25 protein-coding genes, 2 tRNA genes, 1 rRNA gene and 3 other annotated features are annotated in these 26660 nt (G+C 47.6%); of the genes, 14 read left to right on the top strand and 14 right to left on the bottom strand.

Features of this window, described 5'->3' with window-relative positions; all coding sequences use genetic code 11:
* The first annotated feature begins 183 nt into the window (after positions 1–183).
* Positions 184–2514: a sequence feature (most likely nonfunctional fraction of RNA operon), on the top strand.
* An 82-nt stretch (positions 2515–2596) separates the two neighbouring features.
* From rrf to GCWU000182_RS04440, 3 genes are all read left to right on the top strand, one after another.
* Positions 2597–2712 (top strand): 5S ribosomal RNA (gene rrf / locus GCWU000182_RS04450).
* Positions 2713–2731: 19 nt separating this feature from the next.
* Positions 2732–2804: transfer RNA gene (locus GCWU000182_RS04445), tRNA-Asn, on the top strand.
* A 14-nt stretch (positions 2805–2818) separates the two neighbouring features.
* Positions 2819–2891 (top strand) — tRNA-Thr (locus tag GCWU000182_RS04440).
* Positions 2892–3004: 113 nt separating this feature from the next.
* On the opposite strand, the gene mscL is transcribed toward GCWU000182_RS04440, so the two are convergent.
* The 4 genes from mscL to GCWU000182_RS04420 form a co-directional block, all read right to left on the bottom strand.
* On the bottom strand, positions 3005–3391 hold the full coding sequence (gene mscL, locus GCWU000182_RS04435; protein ID WP_023391578.1) for a large conductance mechanosensitive channel protein MscL: 387 nt from the start codon (positions 3389–3391) through the stop codon (positions 3005–3007).
* Between the two features lie 74 nt (positions 3392–3465).
* Complete coding sequence (locus tag GCWU000182_RS04430) at positions 3466–4596, bottom strand: NAD(P)/FAD-dependent oxidoreductase (RefSeq protein ID WP_023391577.1); 1131 nt, start codon at positions 4594–4596, stop codon at positions 3466–3468.
* 64 nt (positions 4597–4660) lie between these two features.
* Positions 4661–4831 carry a 2-hydroxymuconate tautomerase gene (locus GCWU000182_RS04425; RefSeq protein WP_023391576.1) on the bottom strand — a complete coding sequence of 57 codons (171 nt, stop codon included), beginning with the start codon at positions 4829–4831 and terminating at the stop codon, positions 4661–4663.
* A gap of 18 nt (positions 4832–4849) precedes the next feature.
* Positions 4850–6016, bottom strand: coding sequence for an aminotransferase class I/II-fold pyridoxal phosphate-dependent enzyme (locus tag GCWU000182_RS04420; RefSeq protein WP_023391575.1), 1167 nt, complete (start codon positions 6014–6016; stop codon positions 4850–4852).
* A 183-nt stretch (positions 6017–6199) separates the two neighbouring features.
* Positions 6200–6436: a binding site (T-box leader), on the top strand.
* A 41-nt stretch (positions 6437–6477) separates the two neighbouring features.
* Positions 6478–6717 (top strand) — a binding site (T-box leader).
* A gap of 74 nt (positions 6718–6791) precedes the next feature.
* On the opposite strand from GCWU000182_RS04420, the gene GCWU000182_RS04415 reads away from it, so the two are divergent.
* The 5 genes from GCWU000182_RS04415 to GCWU000182_RS04395 all read left to right on the top strand — a co-directional run bounded on the left by GCWU000182_RS04415 (position 6792) and on the right by GCWU000182_RS04395 (position 11656).
* Positions 6792–7967, top strand: coding sequence for a methionine ABC transporter ATP-binding protein (locus GCWU000182_RS04415; protein ID WP_023391574.1), 1176 nt, complete (start codon positions 6792–6794; stop codon positions 7965–7967).
* Between the two features lie 77 nt (positions 7968–8044).
* Positions 8045–8701, top strand: a complete 657-nt coding sequence (locus GCWU000182_RS04410) for a methionine ABC transporter permease (RefSeq protein ID WP_035364553.1) — start codon at positions 8045–8047, stop codon at positions 8699–8701.
* A gap of 29 nt (positions 8702–8730) precedes the next feature.
* Complete coding sequence (locus GCWU000182_RS04405; RefSeq protein ID WP_023391572.1) at positions 8731–9567, top strand: MetQ/NlpA family ABC transporter substrate-binding protein; 837 nt, start codon at positions 8731–8733, stop codon at positions 9565–9567.
* A 26-nt stretch (positions 9568–9593) separates the two neighbouring features.
* Entirely contained in the window at positions 9594–10799 is a 1206-nt protein-coding gene (locus GCWU000182_RS04400) for a M20 family metallopeptidase (protein ID WP_023391571.1), read from the top strand.
* Between the two features lie 17 nt (positions 10800–10816).
* The gene (locus GCWU000182_RS04395; RefSeq protein WP_023391570.1) at positions 10817–11656 is read left to right on the top strand and encodes a MetQ/NlpA family ABC transporter substrate-binding protein; all 840 of its coding nucleotides are present in this window, start codon (positions 10817–10819) and stop codon (positions 11654–11656) included.
* 46 nt (positions 11657–11702) lie between these two features.
* On the opposite strand, the gene GCWU000182_RS04390 is transcribed toward GCWU000182_RS04395, so the two are convergent.
* Positions 11703–12707, bottom strand: coding sequence for a biotin--[acetyl-CoA-carboxylase] ligase (locus tag GCWU000182_RS04390; protein ID WP_035364086.1), 1005 nt, complete (start codon positions 12705–12707; stop codon positions 11703–11705).
* Positions 12708–12880: 173 nt separating this feature from the next.
* Here GCWU000182_RS04390 and GCWU000182_RS04385 point away from each other — a divergent pair, with 173 nt between their 5' ends.
* Positions 12881–13927 (top strand): alpha/beta hydrolase, encoded by a 1047-nt coding sequence (locus tag GCWU000182_RS04385; protein WP_051372923.1) that lies wholly within the window; start codon positions 12881–12883, stop codon positions 13925–13927.
* Between the two features lie 47 nt (positions 13928–13974).
* On the opposite strand, the gene GCWU000182_RS04380 is transcribed toward GCWU000182_RS04385, so the two are convergent.
* The 8 genes from GCWU000182_RS04380 to GCWU000182_RS04345 all read right to left on the bottom strand — a co-directional run bounded on the left by GCWU000182_RS04380 (position 13975) and on the right by GCWU000182_RS04345 (position 21694).
* Complete coding sequence (locus GCWU000182_RS04380; protein WP_035364083.1) at positions 13975–15267, bottom strand: adenylosuccinate synthase; 1293 nt, start codon at positions 15265–15267, stop codon at positions 13975–13977.
* 12 nt (positions 15268–15279) lie between these two features.
* Positions 15280–16176: a cation diffusion facilitator family transporter gene (locus tag GCWU000182_RS04375; protein ID WP_023391566.1), complete on the bottom strand. Its 897-nt coding sequence runs from the start codon at positions 16174–16176 to the stop codon at positions 15280–15282.
* A 60-nt stretch (positions 16177–16236) separates the two neighbouring features.
* Positions 16237–17193: a C39 family peptidase gene (locus GCWU000182_RS09585; RefSeq protein ID WP_023391565.1), complete on the bottom strand. Its 957-nt coding sequence runs from the start codon at positions 17191–17193 to the stop codon at positions 16237–16239.
* A 218-nt stretch (positions 17194–17411) separates the two neighbouring features.
* On the bottom strand, positions 17412–18758 hold the full coding sequence (glnA, locus tag GCWU000182_RS04365) for a type I glutamate--ammonia ligase (RefSeq protein WP_023391564.1): 1347 nt from the start codon (positions 18756–18758) through the stop codon (positions 17412–17414).
* Positions 18759–18801: 43 nt separating this feature from the next.
* The gene (locus tag GCWU000182_RS04360; protein ID WP_023391563.1) at positions 18802–19152 is read right to left on the bottom strand and encodes a MerR family transcriptional regulator; all 351 of its coding nucleotides are present in this window, start codon (positions 19150–19152) and stop codon (positions 18802–18804) included.
* Positions 19153–19332: 180 nt separating this feature from the next.
* Positions 19333–20175, bottom strand: a complete 843-nt coding sequence (gene citG / locus GCWU000182_RS04355; protein WP_023391562.1) for a triphosphoribosyl-dephospho-CoA synthase CitG — start codon at positions 20173–20175, stop codon at positions 19333–19335.
* A complete protein-coding gene (locus tag GCWU000182_RS04350; protein ID WP_035364081.1) occupies positions 20168–20863 on the bottom strand; it encodes a GntR family transcriptional regulator in 696 nt (231 codons plus the stop codon). The genes citG and GCWU000182_RS04350 overlap by 8 nt, the downstream gene beginning before the upstream one ends.
* Positions 20864–20950: 87 nt before the next feature.
* Positions 20951–21694 (bottom strand): MerR family transcriptional regulator, encoded by a 744-nt coding sequence (locus GCWU000182_RS04345; protein WP_023391560.1) that lies wholly within the window; start codon positions 21692–21694, stop codon positions 20951–20953.
* A 104-nt stretch (positions 21695–21798) separates the two neighbouring features.
* Here GCWU000182_RS04345 and GCWU000182_RS04340 point away from each other — a divergent pair, with 104 nt between their 5' ends.
* On the top strand, positions 21799–22710 hold the full coding sequence (locus GCWU000182_RS04340) for a DUF2268 domain-containing protein (protein WP_023391559.1): 912 nt from the start codon (positions 21799–21801) through the stop codon (positions 22708–22710).
* Positions 22711–22848: 138 nt separating this feature from the next.
* Here GCWU000182_RS04340 and GCWU000182_RS04335 read toward each other — a convergent pair whose 3' ends face one another.
* Positions 22849–24231: a CitMHS family transporter gene (locus tag GCWU000182_RS04335; RefSeq protein WP_035364078.1), complete on the bottom strand. Its 1383-nt coding sequence runs from the start codon at positions 24229–24231 to the stop codon at positions 22849–22851.
* 349 nt (positions 24232–24580) lie between these two features.
* Between GCWU000182_RS04335 and GCWU000182_RS04330 the strand changes: the two genes are divergently transcribed.
* From GCWU000182_RS04330 to GCWU000182_RS09850, 4 genes are read left to right on the top strand one after another with little or no spacing between them, the layout of a single operon-like run.
* Positions 24581–24913: a hypothetical protein gene (locus GCWU000182_RS04330; protein ID WP_023391557.1), complete on the top strand. Its 333-nt coding sequence runs from the start codon at positions 24581–24583 to the stop codon at positions 24911–24913.
* A 34-nt stretch (positions 24914–24947) separates the two neighbouring features.
* Entirely contained in the window at positions 24948–25358 is a 411-nt protein-coding gene (locus GCWU000182_RS04325; protein WP_023391556.1) for an acetyl-CoA carboxylase biotin carboxyl carrier protein subunit, read from the top strand.
* Between the two features lie 24 nt (positions 25359–25382).
* Complete coding sequence (locus GCWU000182_RS04320) at positions 25383–26507, top strand: sodium ion-translocating decarboxylase subunit beta (RefSeq protein ID WP_035364076.1); 1125 nt, start codon at positions 25383–25385, stop codon at positions 26505–26507.
* Between the two features lie 18 nt (positions 26508–26525).
* The gene (locus tag GCWU000182_RS09850; RefSeq protein ID WP_023391554.1) at positions 26526–26657 is read left to right on the top strand and encodes an OadG-related small transporter subunit; all 132 of its coding nucleotides are present in this window, start codon (positions 26526–26528) and stop codon (positions 26655–26657) included.
* The last annotated feature ends 3 nt before the right edge of the window (positions 26658–26660 follow it).

Here is a 26660-nt window from a genome sequence, read left to right as displayed (position 1 = left end):
AAAACTGATTTGTACCTAAGAGTATCCTGAGTACGGCGGAACACGTGGAATTCCGTCGGAATCCGCCAGGACCATCTGGCAAGGCTAAATACTCCCTAGTGACCGATAGTGAACCAGTACCGTGAGGGAAAGGTGAAAAGCACCCCGGGAGGGGAGTGAAAGAGTACCTGAAACCGTGTGCTTACAAGTAGTCAGAGCCCGTTAAGGGGTGATGGCGTACCTTTTGTAGAATGGACCGGCGAGTGACGATAGTTGGCGAGGTTAAGTTGAAGAAACGGAGCCGTAGCGAAAGCGAGTCTGAATAGGGCGAAAGTCAGGTGTCGTCGACCCGAAACCAAGTGACCTACCCATGTGCAGGTTGAAGGTGCGGTAAGACGCACTGGAGGACCGAACCAGGACACGTTGAAAAGTGTTTGGATGACGTGTGGGTAGCGGAGAAATTCCAATCGAACTTGGAGATAGCTGGTTCTCTCCGAAATAGCTTTAGGGCTAGCCTCAGAGTAAGAGTCATGGAGGTAGAGCACTGTTTGGACTAGGGGGGCTCACGCTTTACCGAATCCAGATAAACTCCGAATGCCAAGGACTCATCTCTGGGAGTCAGACTGCGAGTGATAAGATCCGTAGTCGAAAGGGAAACAGCCCAGACCACCAGCTAAGGTCCCAAAGTAACTGTTAAGTGGAAAAGGATGTGGAGTTGCATAGACAACTAGGATGTTGGCTTAGAAGCAGCCACCATTCAAAGAGTGCGTAATAGCTCACTAGTCGAGTGACTCCGCGCCGAAAATGTACCGGGGCTAAACAGTACACCGAAGCTGTGGATTCAATTTTAAAATTGAGTGGTAGGAGAGCGTTCTAAGGGCGGTGAAGGCATACCGAAAGGAGTGTTGGAGCGCTTAGAAGTGAGAATGCCGGTATGAGTAGCGAAAGACGGGTGAGAATCCCGTCCACCGATAGACTAAGGTTTCCTGGGGAAGGCTCGTCCGCCCAGGGTTAGTCGGGACCTAAGCCGAGGCCGACAGGCGTAGGCGATGGACAACAGGTAGAGATTCCTGTACTTGTTAACAATGTTTGAGCGATGGAGGGACGCAGGAGGCGACGCCACGCAGACGGATGGAAGTGTCTGTAGAAGCACGAAGTGGTGGTATGAGTCAAATGCTTATACCTATAACCGTGACGTGTGACCTGGAGCGAAATTTAAGTAGCGAAGGTGGCTAATCAAACTGCCGAGAAAAGCTTCTAGTGAGTTGTTAACAACCCGTACCGCAAACCGACACAGGTAGTCAAGTGGAGAACACTAAGGTGAGCGAGAGAACTCTCGTTAAGGAACTCGGCAAAATGACCCCGTAACTTCGGGAGAAGGGGTGCTGACAGCGATGTCAGCCGCAGTGAATAGGCCCAGGCGACTGTTTATCAAAAACACAGGTCTCTGCAAAATCGAAAGATGACGTATAGGGGCTGACGCCTGCCCGGTGCTGGAAGGTTAAGAGGAGTGCTTAGGCGAAATCCGAAGGTACGAATTGAAGCCCCAGTAAACGGCGGCCGTAACTATAACGGTCCTAAGGTAGCGAAATTCCTTGTCGGGTAAGTTCCGACCCGCACGAAAGGCGTAACGATCTGGGCACTGTCTCAACGAGAGACTCGGTGAAATTATAGTACCTGTGAAGATGCAGGTTACCCGCGACAGGACGGAAAGACCCCATGGAGCTTTACTGTAGCTTGATATTGAGTGTTTGTATGGCATGTACAGGATAGGTAGGAGCTGAAGAAGTGTGGACGCCAGTCTACACGGAGGCGCTGGTGGGATACTACCCTTGTGATGCGGACCCTCTAACCCACGTGTAACAGCACGGGAGACAGTGTCAGGTGGGCAGTTTGACTGGGGCGGTCGCCTCCTAAAGAGTAACGGAGGCGCCCAAAGGTTCCCTCAGAATGGTTGGAAATCATTCGCAGAGTGTAAAGGCAGAAGGGAGCTTGACTGCGAGACCTACAAGTCGAGCAGGGACGAAAGTCGGGCTTAGTGATCCGGTGGTACCGTATGGAAGGGCCATCGCTCAACGGATAAAAGCTACCCTGGGGATAACAGGCTTATCTCCCCCAAGAGTTCACATCGACGGGGAGGTTTGGCACCTCGATGTCGGCTCATCGCATCCTGGGGCTGAAGTCGGTCCCAAGGGTTGGGCTGTTCGCCCATTAAAGCGGTACGCGAGCTGGGTTCAGAACGTCGTGAGACAGTTCGGTCCCTATCCGTCGCGGGCGTAGGAAATTTGAGAAGAGCTATCCTTAGTACGAGAGGACCGGGATGGACGCACCGCTGGTGTACCAGTTGTTCTGCCAAGGGCATCGCTGGGTAGCTATGTGCGGGATGGATAAGCGCTGAAAGCATCTAAGCGTGAAGCCAGCTTCAAGATGAGATTTCCCATTCGAAAGAAGTAAGACCCCTGAGAGACGATCAGGTAGATAGGCTAGAAGTGGAAGTGGAGTGATCCATGGAGCGGACTAGTACTAATCGGTCGAGGTCTTAACCACAAGATTTGAGGTTAGGTTTGAGGTTATTCAGTTTTGAGTGTGCAAGCACTCAACTAAGACAACACCCAAGTGTGGTGATTATGGCAAGAAGGACACACCTGTTCCCATTCCGAACACAGCAGTTAAGCTTCTTAGCGCCGATGGTAGTTGGACCTTTGGTCCTGTGAGAGTAGGTCGTTGCCATGCTGGGTGAACTTGTCTTGATTCCGCAATAGCTCAGCTGGCAGAGCGCATGACTGTTAATCATGATGTCGTAGGTTCGAGCCCTACTTGCGGAGTAAAATTTTATATTGCCGCTTTAGCTCAGCAGGTAGAGCGCATCCATGGTAAGGATGAGGTCGCCGGTTCAAGCCCGGCAAGTGGCTTATCAAGAAGTATCTGATGATACTTCTTTTTTTATTTGCCCGATATATCATATATGATATATCGGGCAAATAAAAAAGAGCCATCTCTTGCGAGATAGCTCTAATCGAAAGTCTTATTTTTCTTTCTTTAATTCGTTTAAGATGTCTTGTAACAAGTCTTTCTCGCTTGGACCTGCAGGTGGCGCAGGTGGGTTGATCAAGTCTTTGCCTTGAGCCTTCCCTAAAGCCTTTAAAGTCAAGAATAACAAGAAACCAATGATAACGAAGTTAATAACTGCTTGTAAGAAGTTACCTACACCTAGGTAAGTATTCCCAATGCGTAATGCGATGCCAGAAACGGTAGCTTGACCAGTTACAGCAACGAGGATTGGCATGAAGATATCATTTACCAAGCTAGTTACGATACTTGAGAAGGCACCCCCCAAGATCACAGCAACTGCTAAAGTTATGATATTGTCTTTGGCAATAAAGCCACGGAATTCTTCAAAGATTTTTTTCATTTATAATTCCCCTCCTTTCATCTACTAATCATAACATGTTTAGACTAATTTGTGTAGTGATAAAGAGGTAGTTTTTAGACTTTTTTAATGTAAGAGGCAATGGGATAAAGGCTTTGATCCAAGTCAACATGGCCTTGGCTGACATGCTTGACCCACTGATAACCAAGGAAGGGGCCGCTCGTTAAGCCAGAGGAGCCTAGGCCACTGACAGCCCAAACAGATTCAAGTTCTGGGACTGGACCTACTAAAACAGCATAATCTGGCGTATAGGCACGTATGCCTACTTTAACCCGATGATAAGCCACTTGGTCCGATAAGAAAGGCAGGAGACTGCTGGCACGCTCTTGAAGTTCAGCCAATCGCTGGTCTTCAACGGTCAAATCATAGCCCCGGTCATTCTCATGCGTCGCGCCAATGACGAGCTCGCCATTTTGGAAAGGAATGATATCAAATTTACCGGGAGGCATGACAACTGGCCAAGCATTTCCCTCCCAGTCAGGTCGATAGATGCTAAAGAGTTGGCCCTTCTGTGGGCTAATGGCAACCTCATAGCCAAGAGGCTCTAAAATATGAGGTAACCAAGCACCGCAGGCTAACAAAATAGCATCGTAGGACTTTGTATCCTTTTGTGGACCTAAGACGCTAACCTGCTGATCGCCATCAGCCATAAGCTGAGCTTGTCCATGAATCAACTTACCACCTAGTTTTGGAATTAGGTCATGCAGTTGTCGAATCAAAGCAGCGCCATCCAGTCGTGCCCCACCAGAGACAAAGCTTGCTGGATAAGGGGTTTCCAAAAGTGGAAATTTACCCATGGCTTCTTGAGCGGACAGACTAGTCAGGTTACCAATGGAGGGAGAAGCAGGTCTGCGTTCTTGCGCGCGCTCCTGGTCACGCGTTAGAGAGCTTTCATTTTTACGAACCAGTAAAGTGCCAACCTCTTGGAAGATTGGATCGGTATTTAAGCCATCCTCAGCCAAATCCGCCATGAAGCGCCGGTAGAACTCAGCCCCCTGAGAAACTAGATAATACCAAGGTTTGTTACGGCGTAAAGTGAACCAGGGGCAGATAATGCCAGCGGCTGCCTTGGTTGCTTGACCGGTGCCATCTTCATAGAGGGTGACAGCGTGGCCTTCTTTGAGGGCATAGTAGGCTGCGGTCGCACCGACGATACCGCCCCCAATAATTGCAAGATTCTTCTTCATCTTAGTACCTCCTTCAATTAGCTAATGGCAAAGGCTGAGGGATCACCTCAGCCAGTCTACCTATCTATTTAGGATTGTGGAAATAGTTTTCTTTCTTCATATCTTGAAAGACAACATGAATGCGTTCAGCAGGTGCGCCACTATGTTTGGACACGACCTCAATGATTTCTTTGGCCATGGCCTCTTTGGCTTGAGGGCTACGACCTTCTAATAGTTCAACGTGGATAAATGGCATAAAAGCTCCTCCTTAAGATTATTTAGTCTTTTCTTGGGTAAAGGCCTGAATTCGATTCATGGCTTCTGCTAATTTTTCAAGGCTGGCAGCATAGCTGATTCGGAAGTAGCCTGATCCGCCAGGGCCAAAAGATTGGCCAGGGACTGCCCCAACCTTAGCTTCTTGAGCCAAAGCCAGACAGAAGGCGAAGTCATCACCTTGGAACCAGTCAGGTACTTTGACGAAGAGGTAAAAGGCACCTTCAGGAAGTAAGGTTTGGTAGCCAATCTCGCGGAAACGGCCAATCAGGAATTGTCGGCGTTGGTCATAGGCTTGACGCATCTCATGAATACTGTCATCGCCTGAATGATAGGCAGCAATCGAGCTATATTGTGAGACGGAAGGTGGCGTATTAACAGTTGCTTGATGGACCTTGAAGATTTGGCTCAGATAGTCCTTAGGCCCAGCAATAAAGCAAGAACGCCAACCAGTCATGGCATAAAATTTAGAGGTCCCGTTAATCAGGATAGTACGCTCAGGAGCCAGTTCCGCCATGGAAACATGCTTATCAGAATAGGTTAGTTCACTATAAATTTCATCTGAGACAATCATCAGATTATATTGGCGAGCTACATTGGCTAGCGCTTCTAACTCTTCACGACTATAGGTAACGCCAGTAGGGTTGCAAGGATGGTTCAAGAGCAGAATTTTAATTTCAGGATGGCTTTCTAACTGAGCCTTGAGTTCTTCTGCCTCTAGCTTGAAGTGACTATGGCTGACATCGTGACGGATGAGTTCTGCTCCAGCAAGACGAACTTGTGTTTCGTAGATAACATAGTTAGGTGCAGGTACAATGACTTTTTGGCCAGGGTTAAGTAAGCCAACCAGACTGGCAAATAAAGCTTCAGTCGCGCCCACGGTCACGATGATTTCTTCTTCAGGACTATAGTGGAGTTCATAGTGACGCTCTAGAAACTCACTAATAGCTTGGCGCAAGGCTAAGAGACCACGCGAATGGGTATAGCCATTCAAATCCTGGCGGATGGCCTCAATGGCCGCTTCCTTAATGAAATCGGGTGTTGGAAAGTCTGGTTCCCCGATAGTGAGGGGGATTAAGCCTTCGATTTTGCTGATTTGATCGTTGAAACTACGGATAGGGCTCGGCTTAATGGCGAGCAGGCCTTGGTTGACTTGTGGCGTTGACATCTGATGAGCACTTCCCTTTCTTCCTTAACTTCTATCTATTAGTTTATCATACATAGACCGACATAATCTAGAGCATGGTGAAAAAAGTCCAAGTAAAAATGAGAAGAACTCACCTCTTCATCAGAATTTTATCATAAAAGGCTTGACTTTTAGCTGGAATCTGGGTATAGTAGAGGCATATCTGAAATATCGTTGAACAGAAGAGTAGTAAAACTAGCGATTCAAGAGAGGTACCGGTAGGTGGAAGGTACTATCGAATAGGTTATGAAGATGGTCTGGGAGATAAATACGCCGATAGGTAGGTGTGTTCGGGTCATTCCCCCGTTACCAGGAATACCAGTTACGCTGTAAGGCCAGCTGGGTAGAGGGAAGCTTAGGCTTCTGAATAAAAGGTGGTAACACGATCACATCGTCCTTTTACTAACAAGAGTTAGTAGAGAGGGCTATTTTTTTTAAGATAAGATAATGCGATGAAATAGTAAGTAAGGTCGCCTCGCCTTCACAGAGAGCTTCGGGTGGTGGAACGAAGCAAGGCAACGACATGAAAATGGCTATGGAGCGAAGATTTCGAATGGCTTAAGCTAATTCAAGTCTCGGTGCGACCGTTAAAAGCAAAGAGTATCCAATCAGGGTACTCGCTAAGGGGCAATATGTGAGTATTGCCTGAACAAGAGGTGGTAACGCGTCATGACGCCCTCAAGGTAGGCAGCAGGCCGCCTTGGGGGCTTTTTGTAACCCGCCCACCCACGAGCCTTGAAATAAGGAGGAATTATAGGTGATAGAATTAAAGAATATCTCTGTCACATTCAGACAGAAGGACCGCCAGGTCCAAGCAGTCAAAGACGTTGATTTGAAGATTGAAGAAGGAGATATTTACGGGATTGTTGGTTACTCTGGTGCTGGTAAATCCACTCTGGTCCGGGTCATCAACCTCTTGCAACGTCCAACAGGCGGGCAAGTGACCGTTGGTAAGGTAGCACTTCAGGGGCTCTCTAGTCGGCGATTACGTGAGGAACGCAAGAAAATCGGGATGATTTTCCAACACTTCAACCTCATGCACAGTCGAACAGTCTTCAATAATGTGGCTTTCCCACTTCAATATGATGGTGAGAACTTCCGTAAGTTTGGCCAGCATGTCGGTCAGGCCTTGGCCTTTTGGAAATGGTCTGGGAAGGCTGGAGAAAAGTTGGCTGCACCTTTCAAGTTTTGGTCTCAAGTTCGCAAGGAACGTCGCCAAAAAGTTCTAGAGTTACTTGAACTAGTAGGGATTGCTGACAAGGCAGAAGCTTATCCAAGCCAATTATCTGGGGGGCAAAAGCAGCGGGTGGCAATTGCGCGGGCCTTAGCTAGCAACCCTAAGATCCTACTCTGTGATGAAGCAACCAGTGCGCTCGACCCTAAAACAACCCTGCAAATTTTGGACTTACTCAAGGAATTGAACCAAAAACTAGGTTTGACCATTGTCTTGATTACTCATGAGATGCAAGTAGTCAAGGAAATCTGTAACAAGGTAGCCGTAATGGAAAATGGGGAAGTGATTGAAGCCGGCTCAGTTGTGCCAATCTTCAGCCAACCAGCTCAAGCCTTAACCCGCGACTTCATTCGGACCGCGACCCATGTGGATCAGGCCTTAGCTACTATTCTCAGCCAGCCAAAATTCTCGCAACTTAAGGATGATGAATGGCTAGTAGAATTATCCTATTTGGGTGACGAAACAGATGAGCCACTAATTGTGACACTCTACAGTCTCTTCAATGTCACCGCCAATATCTTACATGGTAATGTCGAGATTATAGATAATACGCCAATTGGGAATTTGATTGTCACCTTGGCCGGGGCAGAAGCCGACAAGGAAGCTGCTGTTGCCTATATTAAAGAACAAGGTGTCAACCTTAAGTTTCTTAAGCGGCCGAACAGCGCCAAAGACTACAAGGGAGGTGCAAAAGACTAATGGCAACATGGTTAGCAGAGTTTTCCGATAATTTCGGCGCTTGGTTTAACCAAGCCTGGGCCAGTTTAGAGCCTATCATGCCTAACGTGGCTAAAATTCCTAAGGACTTTTTAGAGGCCACACAACAAACCCTTTACATGACCTTCTGGACGGCCCTCTGGTCGGGTATCTTCGGGATTTTGCTGGGTGTGATTTTAGTAGTTACCCATGACGGCGGAATTCTGGAAAATCGTTGGTTCTATAGAATCCTAGATCAGCTGGTCAACATTTTCCGGTCCATTCCCTTTATTATCTTAGTCGCCCTCTTAGCGACGACCACTCGCTTCTTAGCAGGTACGACCATTGGTTCCAAGGCCGCCTTGGTGCCACTGATTGCAGGGGTTATCCCATTCTTCGCTCGTCAGGTCGAGAATGCCCTCTTAGAAGTCAATCCAGGGGTCGTGGAAGCCGTACAGGCCATGGGGACAAGCCCTTGGGGTATTATCTTCCGCGTTTATCTCAAAGAAGGGCTGCCAGGTATCGTCCGCGCGTCAGCCCTCACCTTAATCAGCGTGATTGGTTTAACCGCCATGGCAGGTGCTGTCGGTGGTGGTGGTCTAGGGAACCTAGCCATCTCTCGTGGCTATAACCGATTCCAGACAGATGTCACCTTAATGTCGACCATCTTGATTTTAATCTTGGTCTTCATCACTCAATTTATTGCTCGACGTATTGAAAAACGCGTCACCCACTAATCAACACACAATATTAGGAGGAACACTCTATGAAAAAATGGATTAAAACACTTGCTGCAATTATCACCCCAGTTAGCCTAGGTATTAGCGCTCTAGCACCAGTTACTTCTGCTCAAGCGGCAGAAAAAGTTAAACTTGGTTTAGTTGGTGACGACACCCGAGTATGGGACAATGTCAAAGAACGCTTAGCCAAAGACGGCATCGAACTTGAATATGTAAAATTCACAGAATATAGCCAACCAAACGCGGCTTTAGCTGATGGCTCAATTGACCTCAACGCTTTCCAACACCAAATTTTCTTAGATAGCTACTTACAAGAGCACAAGGATCAAGAATTAGTATCGATTGGGAATACCGTTAATGCGCCATTAGGAGTTTACTCTAAGAAAATCAAGGATATTAAAGACTTGAAGGAAGGTGACACAGTGGCGATTCCTTCTGACCCAACAAACGGCGGTCGTGCCTTACGCCTCTTGCAAACAGCAGGCTTAATCAAAGTAGATGAAGCAAAAGGCTACAAACCAACCGTTTCTGACATCAAAGAAAACAAGCTCAACCTTAAGATTCAAGAGTTAGATGCTTCCCAAACGGCTCGTGCTTTAGATGACGTGACAGCTTCTATCATCAACTCAGGGGTAGCAGTTGATGCAGGTTACACACCATCCAAAGATGCTATCTACTTAGAGCCAGTTGATAAAAGCTCAAAACCTTACGTGAACATTATCGTGGCACGTAAGAAAGACGCAGAAAATGCGACTTACAAGAAAATTGTAGAAGCTTACCAAACAGAAGATACTAAGAAGGTTATCGAAGAAGTTTCTAAAGGTTCACTCTTACCAGCTTGGGAAACTTTCGGTACTAAATAAGCCTTGAAATAAAAGGAGGTGGGCCAATGACCCAGGCCTACAAAGATAGAATTCGCGAAGTTGTCGCGGAAAAATTAGCCACTTACCAAGACCATGCCAAGGCCATTTATGAGCGGCCTGAGGTCTGCAACACAGAATATTTTGCATCTGGCCTACTGGCTAATCAATTGCGGCAAGAAGGCTTTGAAGTCACCCAGAACATTGCAGGTCATGAGACTGGTTTTGTCGGGGTCTACCGGGCAAGTAAGCCTGGTCCTGTCTTGGCCTTCCTAGCCGAGTACGATGCCCTACCAGGTATTGGCCACGCTTGTGGGCATAACCTATTCGGTAATTATTCACTCCTAGCAGCCGTAGCCCTCAAAGCCGTCATCGATGACCTAGGTGGTGAGATTCGAGTATACGGAACACCTGGAGAAGAAGGCGGGGAGAACGGCTCTGCCAAAGGTTCCTATGTCAAGGCAGGTTTCTTCCAGGATGTCGATGCCGCCCTTTGTGCCCATCCAGCCCATAAATTCGCGCCGACCTTACGCCTCTTGGCCAATGCGCCAGTTGATATTGAATTTTTTGGCCGGGCTTCACATGCAGCGGGGGCACCGGAAGCAGGTATTAACGCCTTGGAGGCTTTGATTCAAGTCTTCAATTCCATTAATGCCCTACGTTTAAATCTGACCAAGGATGTCAATATTCACGGTATTATCACCAACGGCGGTCAGGCTGCTAATGTCATTCCAGAATATGCATCAGGTCGCTTCTATCTCAGAGCTGCTGAGCGCAAGACCTTGGAAAGTGTCTACCAAAAGGTAGAAAATATTGTCAAAGGAGCGGCGCTAGCAACGGGATGCGACTACAAGTTTGGTCTCTTCCAGAACTGGGTGGACGATGTGGTACCAACGCCACTCTTCGACCAACTCTTCTTCCAAGAAGTTGCCGACTATGGCATTGACGAGTCCGAAATCGAAAGAAGCGAGCGTAATTCGCTAGGTTCTTCTGATGTCGGCAATGTCTCTCAAGTCGTGCCTACTATTCAACCTACGGTTTCCATTAGTGACAGCCCAATTCCAGGCCATTCCGAGGAGTTTAAAGCCGCAGCAGGTAGCCCTAAGGGTTATGCTTCCATAGCGGTGGCAGCCACCTTGCTAGCTAATACGGCCTTGGCGCTACTATTGGACCCGGAAAAACTAGCGGCCATTAAGGCCCAGCATCAATCATTGACACAAACAAATAATAATTAATAAAGGAGTCATGCAATATGAAAAAGTTTGTTAAAAAATTAGGGGCTTTAGCCCTCGCAGCAGGTTTAGTGTTTGGGGCTAGCTTCCCAACTGCACAAGCGGCCAAAGAATTTGAAGGCCAAAAAGTAAAAGTTGGGGTTGTCGGTGAAGCTGACAAGGAACTCTGGCAAGCTGTAGCAGAAAAAGCGAAAAAAGATGAAGGTATCGAAATCGAAATTACTAACTTTTCTGATTACAACTTACCTAACGCAGCAGTAGAAGACGGTTCATTAGACATCAACGCTTTCCAACACATTATCTTCTTGGAAGAATGGAACAAGGCTAACAAGGGCAAAGTTGTGAACATCGGCTTCACCTACGTAGAACCTCAAGGTATTTACTCTGAAAAAGTTAAATCTTTGGATGAGTTAAAAGCTAAAGATGGGGCAAAAATCGCCATTCCTAACGACGTGACCAACCAAGGTCGTGCCCTCTTGACCTTAGAATTAGCTGGCTTGATTGAAGTAGACGATGCTAAAGGTATTTTAGCTAGCGTTAGCGACGTAACCAAGAACGAAAAGAACATCAAGTTCGAAGAAGTGGACGCTTCTCAAACAGCACGTAGTTTGAAAGACGTGGATGCAGCGGTTATCAACGGGAACTACGCGGCAGATGCTAACTTAACCGTTAAAGACGCTCTCTTCGTTGACGCAACTGACAAAGCAAAATTGAAGGATGAATATAAAAACATCATCGCCGTTAAAGAGTCTGAAAAAGACAACAAACTCTACAAGAAAGTCGTAGAAATCTTCCAATCAGACGAAATCGCTAAGAAGATTGAAGAGTTAAGCAAGAACTCTAAGATTCCGGTATGGTAATCTGAGCTATCAAAAAATCCCGCATCTTATGATGCGGGATTTTACTTTAATCGAGGTCATCAGCAAATTGTTGGCTAGAAAAATGGACTTCTTGGCTGAAAAGGGTACGAATTTGACCGTGAGGGTCTTGAACCAAGAGGTGCCCCTGGTCGGTGATACCTTGGATAATACCGGTGTATTCTTGTCCAGCTTGCTGGTAGCTGACTTGGCGGCCGACGCCCAGTAGGCGTTCTTCGTAGTGGGGTAGGTAGGTTTTGTCAGAGAGGGTACGGATATAGTAGGCTAATTGCTTAAGATAGTCATGAATGACTTGGTTAGGATTGAAGTCATTTGGCATTTCCTGACCAAAGAGAGTCCCTGCAACAGATTGAGTTGCTGCCTCCGCTTGACTGAAGTCGCCGCTTAAGTTGAGGCCGATACCAATAATAATCGAGGATAGGCTACGACTTTCAATGTCGGTTGTCGCTTCCGTCAGAATGCCAGCGATTTTACGACCACGACAAAAGAGGTCGTTAACCCATTTAATACGCACTTTTTGGCCACTAGCTGCTTCCAGAGCGCTTACCATGGCGCTGGCCGCTAGTAGGGTGTATTGAGGTACCTCTTCTAAATCTGTTACTTGGGGTTGGAAGACGACAGATAGATAGAGACCTGAGGCAATATCGGAATGAAAATGGCGACCTGACCGACCCCGTCCTTGGGTTTGTTTACGGGCGATGAAGAGGCCGGCTTGGCCAGGTGATTGAATGGCAAATTGTTTGGCTAGGTCATTGGTTGAGGTGACACTGTCATAGAGGGCCACATGTAGCGATTCAAAAGGGGCATCCAAGTCACGCTTGATTTGTTGGGCATCTAGGGTATGACTGACTTTCTCTAGCAGATAGCCCTTCTTGCTTAGACTCGCAATTTGATAACCTTGTTGGCGTAAGCTCTCGACAGCCTTCCAGACAGCTGTCCGAGACAAGCCTAATTGATCCGCCAAGGATTGGCCAGAAATGGGCTGACCGTCTTGTTCTAGTAAAACTGCCAAAATTTCATCTTGTGTCGACATCATGTGACCTCCTCGTCTTCGATAATCTAAGTCTAGCAAATGTCTGGTCCGGGGTCAATTCCTGCCCACCTAGCTTGAAAATAGGGATAGCTGGACCTATAATGAACTTGAGAGGGGAAGACGGGCAAGTCATGCTTCCCATTATGAAGGATAATATAAGGAGAGTCTTTCCCATGAATCTTATGAAGAAGTTAGTGCCCCTGTTAGGTGGGCGACATCAATTGGGATTGCCAGGAATTCGCCACTATCTAGCTTGGCGCTACCCTCAGGTCAATTCGGATTTACGCTTTCGAGGCTGGATGACGGATATCCTAGTCGATTTCAAAAAGCCAGAGGACTTAAAGGCCTATAATCAGACAGGTCTTACGACCTTCTTAGTGCCCTTGCCCCAGGACCCGGACCTAGTCATCGAAGAAGTGAAGATTCCAAGTAGTCAGAATCCGGATTTAAGTGTCCTTATCTATCGCTCTAAGCAGACACGGCCCCAAGCGACCGGCTTACTATGGCTTCATGGGGGTGGCTATGCCCTGGGCCATCCGCGCTTGGAATTACCCTTCATTCGGCAATTTGTGCTAGAGACCAATACGGTGGTCCTAGCTCCTGATTATCGGCTGTCTGCTCAGGAGCCCTATCCGGCAGCCTTAGAAGATGCCTACGCTAGCCTAGTTTGGCTCAAGGAAGAAGCGGAACATCTAGGCGTCAATCCTGACCAGCTCTTTGTGGGAGGACCTAGTGCTGGTGGCGGTCTTACCATTGCTACGGTTCTCTATGCTAGAGATCGAAATCAGGTGCAAGTGGCCTTCCACATGCCTATTTATCCAATGATTGATGACCATCTATCGACAGAGTCCATGAAGGGCAATCGGGAAATGATTTGGAACGAAATCAAAAATCGAGCGGGCTGGCAACTCTATCTAGGAGACCTCTATGGATCTGAAGAGGTGCCCATCTATGCAGCGCCCTATCGGGCATTAGACTTAAGTGGCATGCCCCCCGCCTACACGCATGTGGGAGATTTAGATCCCTTCTTGGATGAAACACTCGACTATATGAAGCGACTGCAAGCTGTGGGTGTAGCGGCTAAGTACCGCGTCTATCCGGGTGCCTATCATGGCTATGAGGCTTTCGACTGCCCCTTAACACGACAGACTATGGCTGATTGGTTAGCAGCTTATAAGGAAGCGGTAGCTCAGTACTTTGCTCCACAAAAAGAGTCATAAGCACAAAAATCCCCGTCTATCTGATGACAGACGGGGATTTTTATCGTTTAGTTACGCCATACGCTTTCTAAAATCATGGTTTGTTCGCGGTCTGGCCCTACGGATAAGGTGGCAATTTTAGCCCCCACTAATTCGCTAATACGACGGACATAGTTTTGGGCATTCAAAGGCAGGTCTTCCAAACGGCGACAAGACGTAATGTCTTCAGTCCAACCTGGTAATTCTTCATAGACAGGCGTACAAGATTTGAGCAACTTGAGGCTAGCTGGATAGTACTCAATCACTTGGCCATCTGGTGTCTTATAGGCGGTACAAATCTTAATGGTTTCGAGGCCGGTCAGAACGTCGATGGAGTTAAGGGAGAGGTTGGTAATGCCTGATACTCGGCGGGAATGACGCATGACCACAGAGTCAAACCAACCCACTCGACGAGGACGACCGGTAGTAGTCCCATATTCACGGCCCACTTCGCGAATTTGGTGGCCAATTTCATCGAAGAGTTCAGTAGGGAATGGGCCATCCCCAACGCGAGAGGTGTAGGCCTTGCAGACACCGACGACACGATTGATACGGGTTGGGCCGACCCCACTCCCGATAGTGACCCCACCAGAGACTGGGTTAGAGGAAGTAACGAAAGGATAGGTCCCTTGGTCGATGTCTAACATGACCCCTTGAGCTCCTTCAAAGAGGACGCGCTTGCCTTGATCCAAGGCATCGTTCAAGATAACGGAGGTGTCAGTCACGTATTGTTTAATCTCCTGACCGTATTGATAGTACTCTTCAAAAATATCTTCAAAACGGAGGGGATCTGAGCCATAGACGCGTTCAATAAAGAGGTTCTTCTCTGCCAAGTTAGTCCGTAGGCGTTCTTCAAAGATTTCACGGTCTAATAAGTCGGCAATCCGAATCCCAACCCGAGCAGATTTATCCATATAGGCTGGGCCAATCCCTTTGTTAGTAGTCCCAATCTTGTTATCGCCTTTAGAGGCTTCTTGGAGCTTGTCCAAGACAATATGGTAAGGCAAGATAACATGGGCGCGTGAAGAGATACGAAGATTATCGGTTGAGACACCTTCGCCATGTAGGTAGGCAAGTTCTTCCACGATAGACTTAGGGTTAACGACGACGCCATTGCCGATGACGCTGATTTTGTCAGGGGAGAAAATCCCGGAAGGAATGAGGTGTAACTTGAAGGTCTTGCCACCAAACTGAATGGTGTGACCGGCATTGTCGCCACCTTGGTAGCGTGCGATGACTTCGGCATTCTCGCTTAGGAAGTCGGTAATTTTCCCTTTACCTTCATCGCCCCATTGAGTGCCTACAACAACAACTGATGACATAAACATACCCCTTTACTGATTGAGATTGGTTTGGAAATATGGTTCGACATGGACATCGACATCATACACATTATAATTATACGCTAAAATCTGTTCGATTTCCTCTGTTATGTGATGAGATTGAATAACTGAAAGATGACCATCAATTAAAACGGAGATATCCACGTGAACATACTGGCCACATAGACGAGCGCGAATCTGCGGCACAGCGCGGATTTGAGGGTGTTTGAGGACGATCGCGCGATAAGCTTCTAGTTCCTCTTGGTCAAAACCATCTGATAATTCAAAGGTCGAATCTTTGAAAATGGTATAGGCAGTATGAAGAATAATGGCCCCGATGATGAGGGCTGTCAGAATATCTAGCCAGGCTAAGCCTAGACTTGAAGCAGCAATGGCCACCATAGTAGCAAGTGTTGTCAAAAAGTCACTGAAGAGATCCTTGGCACTGGCCTTGAGGCCCATGCTTTGAGTTTGCTGGGCTAAATAATGGATGTAGCGCTGGGTGACGAGTAAAATGACACTGGCAGCCAGCCCCACCCAAAGAGCTTGGAGGTCGGGTGTCGGATAATCCTGGGCTATAAAGCGTTCTGCTGAAGATTTGATGACTTCTAGGCCGACCGTAAACATGATGAGAGAGGTGGCGAAGCTGGCCAGGGGTTCAAATTTGGAGTGACCAAAATAATGATCTTCATCTGCTGGTTTACGGGCAATTCGAAGGCCAATAAAAATCAAAATCGATGAGATGATGTCCGTTAAGTTGTTAAGACCATCGGCTCTGAGAGAAGCTGAGTGGAAGAAATAAGCGGCGCCTAATTTGAGGCTAGAAATAATCAGATAGACGACAATGCCGACTAAGGCCCCACGGGCGGCAATTTTAAGTTGTTGGTTTTGTCTGTCGCTAGTTTGCATAGAATTTTCCTCCGCGAGATAATGCCAAAAAATCAGGAGCCTTAGCTCCTGAAATGATGCTTATTTGGATAGGGCCCAATAGTTGACGCCTTCTTCCATCATGGTTTGGGCTGGAATAGCCTTAATGCTGAACATTTTGCTTGGGTCATCATTAGGGTCGTTGACATAGACTTGGCCATCTTGGTAGCCACGAATGACGAGAATATGGCCAGTTTCAGTGAAGAGGCCTGGTTTAACCGTTGCTACAATGGCTTGGCCTTGGTTGACAGCCTGCATGGCTTCTTCAAAGTTATTACCGAAATTGGTGAACTGATAATTGAAGGATTGAGCGAAGTCATAGAAAATGTTCCAGGAAGTTCCTTGGTTGTGGACATAGTACTGGTCCTTGCTCCAATCCAGAATGGTCTGCGGTGTCACCGTAGCTTGCGGATTATAGTAGGCATGAATCATAGCCAAGGAGAGGATAGCACAGCCATTTTCGCCCAATTGGCGAGTGGTGTCCGTTCCGTATTGGAGGGTCCGCCATTTAGGGTCTTTTTGCAGATAGAGTGGAATGTCCAATTGTTTGACGTTCTGCAACTGGCTAACTTCGGCTGGTTTTTGAGGCAGGAAGAGATAGCCTAGCTCGCTGATATTTTGGCGGTGCTTGTTGATAGCAGCGACGATGTCAGACTGGGCATTAAGTAAGTCGTTCTGATAGTCCTGGGTTTGGATATCTTGCAAGACTTCAGAGAGCTCGTCCTTGGATAGGTTGTGAACTAGAGAATCATCCGATAGCTGCAAAGGGACCGTGTTGAAAGGTGCCGATTCTGACTCACTAGACGACTCAGGTGTGCTAGAGGTAGAGGTCACTTCACTACTTGGGACCTGAGCAATATGTTCTTGGCCAGCCACTTGGTTATTCAATTTTGATGCCTGATGCGTATTTTCCTTAAGGAAAACGACAATCGCCGTCCCGCAAATCAAGAGCAAGAAGAAGGTAACAACGGCAATCGTATTTTTACGACGTTTGCGCATAGGGCCAGCTCCTTTGGTTTAGTAAATCAATCATAAGAGAAGTATAACAGAGAAATATATGATAAATATGAATTTTCTGGCAAGAAATCAAAGAATTTCTCTGATACAATCCTTAGTTATTGTATCAAAACCTGGAACATAAAGCACCTAATCTGGTTGCCTGTTACAGAGACTTAATAAAGAGAGGCTGGGTGTTACACCAGCCTCTAACTTGTTGATTAATAGTTTTTGAAGTATTGTTCTAGTTCCCATTGGGTGACTTGCTTTTGATAAGCGAAGTATTCGGCAGTCTTCTCAGCGATAAAGTTCTGTGCGATGTGGTCACCCAAGGCTTCCAAAATGACAGGTTCTTTCTTGAGCTCTTTGAGGGCTGCACGCAAGGAACCTGGTAGGTCTTCTACCCCTTCAGTGAGACGCTCTTCGCGGGTCATGGTGTAGATATTACGGTCAACAGCAGAAGGTGGCATAATCTTATCTTCGATCCCCTTGAGGCCGGCTGCCAAGAGGACAGACAGAGCCAAGTAAGGGTTAGCCGCTGGGTCTACACTCCGCGCTTCAATCCGAGTAGAGTTACCTCGAGCTGCCGGAATCCGGATAAGCGGTGAACGGTTTTGACCAGACCAAGCTACGTAGACAGGGGCCTCGTAGCCAGGTACCAGCCGCTTGTAGGAGTTAACGAGTGGGTTACAGATAGCCGTGTAGGCACGAGCATACTTGAGCAAGCCACCGATAAAGTAGAGGGCGGTTTGGGAGAGTTGGTCTTCTGTGTCAGGATCGTAGAAGGCATTACCTGATTCGTTAAAGAGGGACATGTTACAGTGCATCCCGCTCCCGGCAATGCCGAAGATTGGCTTAGGCATGAAGGTCGCGTGCAAGTTGTGGCGACGGGCCACGGATTTCACAATGAGTTTGAAGGTTTGGATATTGTCTGCTGAACGAAGGGCGTCTGCATATTTCCAGTCGATTTCGTGTTGGCCAGGACCTACTTCGTGGTGGCTGGCTTCAATTTCAAAGCCAAGAGCTTCTAGTTCCAAGACAATATCACGACGGCAGTTCTCGGCCAAGTCGTTGGGCGCCAAGTCAAAGTAGCCACCGTTGTCGTTGAGTTGCATGGTTGGCTGGCCTTTTTCATCTAATTTGAAGAGGAAGAATTCTGGCTCTGGCCCAATGTTGAAGGATGTGAAGCCAAGGTTTTCCATGCGTTTGAGAATGCGCTTGAGGTTGCTACGAGGGTCACCTTGGAAAGGCAGACCATCCACACTGTTAACGTCACAGATTAAGCGGGCAATCTTGGTGTCGCCAGCGCCATCTTCCCAGTTGAAGACTAGCCAAGTATTGTAGTCAGGTACCAAGTACATATCGCTCTCTTCAATCCGGACAAAGCCTTCAATTGAAGAACCGTCGAACATCATTTTGTTGTCTAAGGCCTTTTCTAATTGGGAGACAGGCACTTCGACGTTTTTGATGGTTCCGGTAATGTCGGTGAACATGAGCCGAACATAGCGGACATTGCGTTCCTTGGCGTCTAGTAAGATACTTTCTTTGGTCCATTGAGTTGTTGGCATGGAAATCCTCCTTTTGATAGTAGGCTAGTCAGTCTAGCCAGACTTAGCGAAATCGACCTTGGATGTCTAACTCATCCCATAAAATCCGACGGACATCTTGGTCAGTCAGGGGCTGACTGGTAGTAGGATGCCCCATATGAGGGCGCTCGGCTTCTGACTCGAAGCGACGTTTGATGCCCTTTAGGGTCATGCCTTCCTCGAGCAAATCACTAATTTCCAAGAGCCGATCTACATCGTTGAGCGAGTAGAGGCGGCGATTGGTCGAGCTTCTGCCGGGCACTACCAGACCGAAATCTTCGTAATGCCGAATTTGCCGGGCAGTCAAGCCTGTTAGAGTCATGACGGTCCCGATGGGAAATACGGCGAGAGATTTGCGGAATTCTTTGGCTGCCATAGTTGTCACCTTCTTTTATTGTTTATGATTATACGGAATGTCAAATGAGGGGTCAACTGCTTCCTGACCTCTTATGTTAGATAATATGACAAACGTTCGGATTCTGCAAGCCAGAGCCCTGGGTAAGCTCTTAGACCAAAGAAAAAAACTCGCCAAGTTGGACTACTTAGCGAGCGAAGATTAAGCGGATGGTAGCAGGGTGCAGAAATAGCCTAGAGCCAAGAAATCGGCACTACCGCCGGGGCTGAGGTGGCGTTCTATGAGGACCTGGTCATAGGCCATGAGCCGCTCTTCGAGCTGGGGCAAGGATAAGTTAGGTAGCTGGCCTAAGAGTCGATTCATTTCGTCTTGGATTTGGGCCAAGGCTGACAAACCACCCCGGTGGAGGAGGTTGCCATCTTGGACCGTGGCCATTAAATAGACCAGAGCCTGTAACCAAAGCTGGCGCTGATCCAGATCTTGACGCTGATAGACAAAGGGTAGCAAGCCTTGGCGCAAGACTGGATAGCCTGCCGCTGCCTCACCCCGGACCCCGGTAATACCATGTTCCAAGTAAAGGCGTTCGCCATAAGAAAGGGAGGCTTTTTGGGCCAGATGGGCAAAATCTTGAGTCACGAGATGCTGGGTCATGGCCTTAATCAAAGACCAGCTAGCCTCCAGGTCGCCCCGGCAGGCGCCCAAGGCACCTAATAAGAGGGCGAAGGAAAAATTAGCCCCTTTGTGGGTGTTGACACCAGCGGTCGCAGCTAACATGGCGGCTTCGGCTTCTTTCCCTAGCTGACGTAGGGCACTGAAGAGCTGATCAGGCGCCCCCGCATGTGTTTGGCCTAATTGGACATAGCCCTTAAAATAAGGTCGTAAGGCCTCGATACTAGCGGCGAAAGTTTTGGTGGTCATATCCTGGTGGGCGCCATTGGACCAGGGATCCACCAGGCCAGGTTTAGGCGCCAGCTGAACTTCAAAAGTTAGGGCTTGGCAGGCTAGGTCTGCCAGATAATCAGAAGAGAACGTCTTATTAGTCAATGTGGAGTTTCTCCATTTGCTTGAGAATGAAACGCAGGGACCGATCCAGGTGCTCGTGGGTAATGAGGGTAATTTGGTCAATATCGTGGTTGCACATACCGCGGTAAATCAGCCAGTGTTCTTCTAAGGCTGCGCTCCGGCGTTGGGAGGAGCGAATGGACAAGTCGCGGAAATAAATGACATAGGTCCGCAGCTCAGAGACGATATCCCGCAAACGGGTCATCTGGCTCTTGGCATAAATGAAGTCATTAAATTTAGTGAAGTTAGCCAAGACCTCATCCACGCGGTTGGCCTGGTTGAGTTGCTCGCACTCTTCTAGGATAGCTTGTAGTTCCTGGAAGTCTTCTGGTGTCATCAAGGTCATAGCCTTAATGGTAGCCAAGGTGTCTAGGGCCTTACGAATGTCGTAAATTTCTAGGGCATCCTTGATGCTAATGCCTTTGACAATAATGCCAATCTTAGGAATATGTTCTACTAAGAGTTCCTTGGTCAATTCTGTTAGGGCATAGCGGATGGGCGTCCGACTAATATTGAGAGCAGTAGAGAATTCCTTCTCATTGATCCGCGTACCAGCCGGGATTTGCCCCAGGATAATCGTCTTACGAAAGGCTTCGTAGAGCGAGATTTTGAGGGGTTTATTCTGAGTAATATCTAAGTTGCGTTTGACCGCCTCGATAATCGCAGACATAGGGATTCTCCTTTTCTTTTTGATGTCATTAGGTCCATTATACCTAAAAATAGGGACTTTAGCCAAGCCAAGGCCTTGTTAGGGCCCTTAGGATTTAGCGTGACGGACAAAATATTGGATAGCTTGACTGACGAATGCTGCTAGGTCGGGAGCAAAGCGATTGAGATTGTGGCGAAAATCAGGATTGTTTTGATAGTTTTGCCCAATGTAGCCGAAGACGGTCAGGGAGCAGTCAAAGGCATAGGTATTGAGGAGATGGTAGAGTTCTTGACATAAGCTTTGGACAGGCTCCGACTCGATTGAAAGTCCGGCCTCAAAATGCTGAGCCCATTGGCGAAAGACTGCATTGAATTTCTCGGCGACCTCTATTTTCTGCCCCTCTTGGCGCTTTTCAGCCTCAATCATGACGTCTAGGCCGTAATCTTGTCGCGCTTGGCTGACATAGGGCAGCATATCTGGATAGCTAAAACCGCGAAATTGCGCTTGTGGTGATAGGGACTGGCCTGCTTTTTTAGCTTGGATGCTAGCCGTTAAGGTTTCAATTAAGGTGTCTAAACGTTGGCGCTCTGATTGCAGTTGAGTCAGCTGTTGCTCCAGAAGTTGGAGGAAATTAGTGCTATTGGCCTCTAGCAACTTGCCAATGTCCTCTAGTGAAAGACCTAAGTATTTATAGTAGAGGATGAGCTGGAGACGCTCCAAATCTTCTTCTTGGTAATAGCGGTAGCCATTGGCCTCTTTCTTAGCTGGTAAGAGGCCAATGGCATCATAGTGGTGGAGTGTTCGAGGGGAAACTCCAGCTAACTGAGCAGCTTCTTTGACCCGATAAATCATGCCTGCTCCTCCTTTTTAGTAAAATCTAGTATTTAGTATAACATAGGGCTTGACCCTAACGTAAGGTTAAGGTGTAGACTAATAGAGAAAAAGGAGGAATTATCATGAACTTAAAGATTATTCGTACAGATCAAGTCTATCGACAAGTCTTGACCTTATCCCCAGAGCAGGGCGAAGCCTTATTCAGGAAGGAAGTTTTAGCGCCTTTTCGGGGGAAATTTGCCCGCCAGGGTTTAAGTATAGAAGCTGGACAGGGGGCGGATGCCCTGCAGATTTTGAGCTTGGCCAATCTAACGCCCTTTAACCTAAGGTCTGAGCATAGTGCGGATATTGATGCACTAGACGATTCAGTTTATCAGGAGCTAGAAAAAGCTTTCCATCTGGCCATTGACAGTTTCGAACAGGCAGGAATCCACCCACCATGCAAAGAATATGTCTTAGCAATCTTGCTAGGCAAGGCGGAGAGTCCTGTTATGCGACTCAATGATAATTGTCTGGGTGAAGGCGGGATTCCGGGCTACATCTTCTTGTCCTTGGTACCAAGTCAGGAGACCTTGCGACGTTTGCCAGCGGCCTTGGCCCATGAATGTAACCATAATGTGCGCTACCAATTTGTGGATTGGCAACAAGGGGCCCTGAAGGAGCTTATGGTGGCAGAAGGCTTGGCTGAGAATTTCGTGCTAAAACTTTATGGGCCCGACTATCTAGGCCCATGGGTGACCAAGACCGATTTGGCGACCTTAGACAGTCTCATCAAGCCCAAAATTAAGGCTAATCTTGATATTGCTAATCTCTACGGAGCCATGCCTTATCTCTACGGGGATGAATTGACCCAAGTGCAAGGGGGGCGTCCTGTCGGTCTGCCCTATGCAGCGGGCTATAGCTGTGGTTATCATTTGGTGCGCTACTACCTTAAGAAGACGGGTGTGAGCATTGAAGAAGCTAGCTTGAAGACAGCTGATGAGATCTTAGCTCAGGTACCAGAATTCTGGGAGCAGCCAACTTCTCAACTCTAGCCAAGTAATCTTGCTAGCCTATCTATCAATCTATCTATTGATAGATAGGGTCTGAGTTAGAGAATTTACGTGCATAAGTTAGCACAAGTTGAATAGGGACACAAAAAAGAGAGCTAGGACTTAGTCCTAGCTTAAGTATTATTGTGCTAAGTAGAGTGGCATGTGGCCCATTAAGACGATGGTAACCACGAAGATAACGAAGACCACTGCAGCGTACTTAGCAGATTCACGTTGCCATTCGCCCATGTCCAAGCCAGTTAAGCGGAGCAAGAGGTAGATGAAGGCAACCAGTGGGCTCAAGAGGTGGAAGGCTTGCCCCATGAGAGAAGCCAAGGCCATTTGCATATCGGTGAAGCCATATTGACGACCGATTTCTGCGAATGGAATCAGCACCCCGTAGTAGAAACCATCGTTGGTTAAGAAGAAGGTCCCTGGTACGGAGATGAGGGCAATAATCAAGCTCCAGAAGCCTGCTAATTGTTGTGGAATGATATGGACGATGCTGTCGGTCAAGGCCTTGGCCATACCTGTCCCTTGGAAGAGACCCATGAAGACCCCTGCCCCGAAGACGAGGAGGACCACTTGTACCGCATCCCCAGCGTTTTCACCAATACGTTTGGATTGAGTCTTGAGGTCTGGGTAGTTAATCATCATGGCTAAGCCAGTCCCGATTAAGAAGAGGACAACAGGCTTAACTTCGATAGCGTCGATGAAGGAGCCAGCTACTAACCAACCAACTAGGACGAGGGTCATAACGGCGTTAATCCAGAAGTTTTGAGGACGGCGGATAGCCAAGACTTCAGGATCAGAAATAGTAGTTAATTCATCCAGTTCAGCGTCGGTTAATTCCTTGATACCTAAACGAGCGCGTTCTTTTTTACCCATACCACGGGCAACGAAGAAGATAACGTAGAGAATAGAGAGAACCATCCCTGGTGCTAAGTAACCCAAGATGTCGGCTTCAACGCCCAAGACGGACATGGCACGAGCGGTTGGGCCACCCCATGGTAAGAGGTTCATGATGGTGTTTTGCAAGATAACTAAGACACCCAAGTTCATGAGTTTCATGTCGAGTTTCTTGTAGATTGGCACGAAGGCCGAGCAGCAAATCAAGGTAGTGGTTGTTCCGTCACCGTTCATGGAAACAGCGGCCGCAACAATAGCAGTAGCCACGAGGACTTTCATTGGATCGCCTTTAGCGTAGCGAATCATTTTGTTAGTGATTGGGTCGAAGAGACCGGAATCTAACATGAGGGAGAAGTAGAGGATGGCGAAGAGGAGCATAACCCCGGTTTCAGCCGTCCCTTTCATTGCAGTGAGTTTATCCTTGGAGTTGTTGCCGAAGAGACCTTGGCGAACGAGTGTCCCGATGTTGACATCTTGAACTACGCCAGTTAAGACTGCTACCAGCGCAAAAGCAAGCGGAATGAGTACTAAGGCAGTGAATGGTGACATTTTCTTCTTCATGATGACATACATGAAGACAACCATCATTGCATAAGCAAAGACTGTGAGTAACATCATATCTTCCTTTCTGAAATTAAAATAATAATAGCATGGGCAGGAGCCAAAAGTCGCTAAAACCTTCTGACCTAGACCCGACACGTCCATTCCATGAAATGAACGCGTTTACTTTATGCCTGTATCATAGCGAATGTTTAGACAAAAAGAAAGGGCTTTAGCTAAAAAGAACACTTAAAAAACAAGGGCTCAGGAAATTTGTATAGCCAAAAAAGACGCCTTGATTAAATAGGAAGACTAAATCAAAATCTTGGCCTAATAGAACACAAAAAGAACATTATTTGACTAGTGTAAGCGCTAGTTTAGGGTATAATACAAGTAGTAGATTAATCTGGAAGGGAGTGAAGAAATGGAACTACTCAGACGATTATTTGGCGGCCGACGCCGCGCTGAAGAAGCAGAGAGTCAAGCACAAGCGCAAGCTGAGCAAGCTGCTTTTGAGGCAGAATGGGAGCCAGTGGCAGCCTATGTGGCGGCCGACTCAGAAGAGGCGCTAGAAGTCAGCGTGATTGCTTCTGCTCTAGCAGCGGCCAATTATCCCGACAGTCAATTTGTGGTCAAGCGCGTCTTGAAACGCAACCCCGAAGCGACCACTGTATCGGTGATTGCGTCAGCCATTGCGGCTGGGGACGCCCCTGACAGCCAATGGGCGGTCAAGCACATTTATCAAAAACGCACATAAGGTTTATGGATTTATTTAGGAGGAATTATACAATATGTTACGCAAATTCAAAATCAAAGTTGACGGCAAAGAGTACTTGGTAGAAATGGAAGAAATTGGGGCCGTAGCGCCAGCTGCCCCAGTTGCACCAGCACCAGTGGCTCCTGCTCCAGCCCCAGCTGCACCAGCTAGCGAACCTGCAGCAGAAGCAAGCCCAGCGCCAGCCGCACCAGTTTCTGTAGCACCAGCCGGAGCAGATGCCATGCCATCCCCAATGCCAGGGACTATTCTCCGCATCTTAGTTAACGTTGGGGACACAGTGGCTGAGAACCAACCATTAATGATCTTAGAAGCCATGAAGATGGAAAATGAAATCGTGGCATCTAAAGCAGGGGTGGTATCAGGGATTCATGTGGCTAACGGCCAAGTAGTTAACCCAGGTGATGCCCTCATTACCATCAACTAATTTAGTCAGTAAAGGAGACAGACAGTGGAAACATTAATTCAAGGTATTACGACCATTAGTAGTGGTCAAGTTTTCATGATGGTCATTGGTGGCCTGCTCATGTATCTGGGGATTAAGAAGGAATACGAACCAACCTTGCTCGTACCAATGGGCTTAGGGACGATTCTGGTTAACTTCCCAGGTTCAGGGGTTCTAGACCAAACCGTCGGTAACGTAACTCAACACGGGGTCTTAGACATTCTCTTCCGCGCCGGGATTGAGACTGAACTTTTCCCTCTACTTATCTTCATTGGGATTGGGGCTATGATTGACTTCGGGCCATTACTTCAAAATCCTTTCATGTTGCTCTTCGGTGCGGCAGCCCAATTCGGGATTTTCTTCGTCGTCGTAGTCGCAGTATTAGCGGGCTTCGACATTCGTGAAGCAGCTTCTATCGGGATTATCGGTGCGGCTGACGGTCCTACTTCTATCTTCGTAGCCAACCAATTGGCACCTCATCTCTTAGGGGCCATCACGGTTGCAGCCTACTCCTACATGGCTTTAGTGCCAATCATTCAACCAGTTGCCATTAAGTTAGTCACAACCAAAGAAGAACGCAAGATCCGCATGACCTACCATGCTGAAGGCGTATCTAAGATGACTAAGATCCTCTTCCCAATCGTTATCACCATCGTGGCTGGTTTTATCGCGCCAATCGCCTTACCATTGGTAGGTTTCCTCATGTTCGGGAACTTATTACGTGAGTGTGGTGTCTTAGATAGCTTATCCGCAACCGCTCAAAACGAATTGGTTAACATTGTGTCAATCCTCTTGGGGATTACCATTTCGGTTAAGATGCAAGCTGGCCTCTTCTTGAATGTCCAAACCTTAATGATTATCTTGTTCGGTTTGGTAGCCTTCATCATGGACTCTATTGGGGGCGTTATCTTCGCCAAAATCTTGAACCTCTTCCGCAAGGACAAGATCAACCCAATGATTGGGGCGGCTGGTATTTCTGCCTTCCCAATGTCAAGCCGTGTCATTCAAAAGATGGCAACAGAAGAAGACCCTCAAAACTTCATCTTGATGTATGCTGTAGGGGCTAACGTTTCTGGGCAAATTGCCTCCGTTATTGCCGGCGGGCTCTTGTTGTCTTACTTCATCCACTAAGATTGCGAGGTAAAACTTATGAATTTAGATAACTTACGACAAGCTCTTGAACTCATGCTGATTGGGATGGGTGGGGTCTTCTTAGTTCTCGGTATCTTATACGGGGCATCTGAACTCCTCATCAAGTACTTCCCAGTAGAAAAGGACTAAGAC

It is taken from the genome of Abiotrophia defectiva ATCC 49176 (assembly GCF_000160075.2).
GTDB classification, from domain to species: domain Bacteria; phylum Bacillota; class Bacilli; order Lactobacillales; family Aerococcaceae; genus Abiotrophia; species Abiotrophia defectiva.
This window is presented reverse-complemented; position numbering and strand designations above follow the sequence as displayed.

Coding starts and splice junctions, on each gene's coding strand:
- mscL (WP_023391578.1), bottom strand. CDS start 3,391: ATGAAAAAAATCTTTGAAGAATTCCGTGGCTTTATTGCCAAAGACAAT.
- GCWU000182_RS04430 (WP_023391577.1), bottom strand. CDS start 4,596: ATGAAGAAGAATCTTGCAATTATTGGGGGCGGTATCGTCGGTGCGACC.
- GCWU000182_RS04425 (WP_023391576.1), bottom strand. CDS start 4,831: ATGCCATTTATCCACGTTGAACTATTAGAAGGTCGTAGCCCTCAAGCC.
- GCWU000182_RS04420 (WP_023391575.1), bottom strand. CDS start 6,016: ATGTCAACGCCACAAGTCAACCAAGGCCTGCTCGCCATTAAGCCGAGC.
- GCWU000182_RS04410 (WP_035364553.1), top strand. CDS start 8,045: ATGCCTAACGTGGCTAAAATTCCTAAGGACTTTTTAGAGGCCACACAA.
- GCWU000182_RS04405 (WP_023391572.1), top strand. CDS start 8,731: ATGAAAAAATGGATTAAAACACTTGCTGCAATTATCACCCCAGTTAGC.
- GCWU000182_RS04400 (WP_023391571.1), top strand. CDS start 9,594: ATGACCCAGGCCTACAAAGATAGAATTCGCGAAGTTGTCGCGGAAAAA.
- GCWU000182_RS04395 (WP_023391570.1), top strand. CDS start 10,817: ATGAAAAAGTTTGTTAAAAAATTAGGGGCTTTAGCCCTCGCAGCAGGT.
- GCWU000182_RS04390 (WP_035364086.1), bottom strand. CDS start 12,707: ATGTCGACACAAGATGAAATTTTGGCAGTTTTACTAGAACAAGACGGT.
- GCWU000182_RS04385 (WP_051372923.1), top strand. CDS start 12,881: ATGAATCTTATGAAGAAGTTAGTGCCCCTGTTAGGTGGGCGACATCAA.
- GCWU000182_RS04380 (WP_035364083.1), bottom strand. CDS start 15,267: ATGTCATCAGTTGTTGTTGTAGGCACTCAATGGGGCGATGAAGGTAAA.
- GCWU000182_RS04375 (WP_023391566.1), bottom strand. CDS start 16,176: ATGCAAACTAGCGACAGACAAAACCAACAACTTAAAATTGCCGCCCGT.
- GCWU000182_RS09585 (WP_023391565.1), bottom strand. CDS start 17,193: ATGCGCAAACGTCGTAAAAATACGATTGCCGTTGTTACCTTCTTCTTG.
- glnA (WP_023391564.1), bottom strand. CDS start 18,758: ATGCCAACAACTCAATGGACCAAAGAAAGTATCTTACTAGACGCCAAG.
- GCWU000182_RS04360 (WP_023391563.1), bottom strand. CDS start 19,152: ATGGCAGCCAAAGAATTCCGCAAATCTCTCGCCGTATTTCCCATCGGG.
- GCWU000182_RS04350 (WP_035364081.1), bottom strand. CDS start 20,863: ATGTCTGCGATTATCGAGGCGGTCAAACGCAACTTAGATATTACTCAG.
- GCWU000182_RS04345 (WP_023391560.1), bottom strand. CDS start 21,694: ATGATTTATCGGGTCAAAGAAGCTGCTCAGTTAGCTGGAGTTTCCCCT.
- GCWU000182_RS04340 (WP_023391559.1), top strand. CDS start 21,799: ATGAACTTAAAGATTATTCGTACAGATCAAGTCTATCGACAAGTCTTG.
- GCWU000182_RS04335 (WP_035364078.1), bottom strand. CDS start 24,231: ATGTTACTCACAGTCTTTGCTTATGCAATGATGGTTGTCTTCATGTAT.
- GCWU000182_RS04330 (WP_023391557.1), top strand. CDS start 24,581: ATGGAACTACTCAGACGATTATTTGGCGGCCGACGCCGCGCTGAAGAA.
- GCWU000182_RS04325 (WP_023391556.1), top strand. CDS start 24,948: ATGTTACGCAAATTCAAAATCAAAGTTGACGGCAAAGAGTACTTGGTA.
- GCWU000182_RS09850 (WP_023391554.1), top strand. CDS start 26,526: ATGAATTTAGATAACTTACGACAAGCTCTTGAACTCATGCTGATTGGG.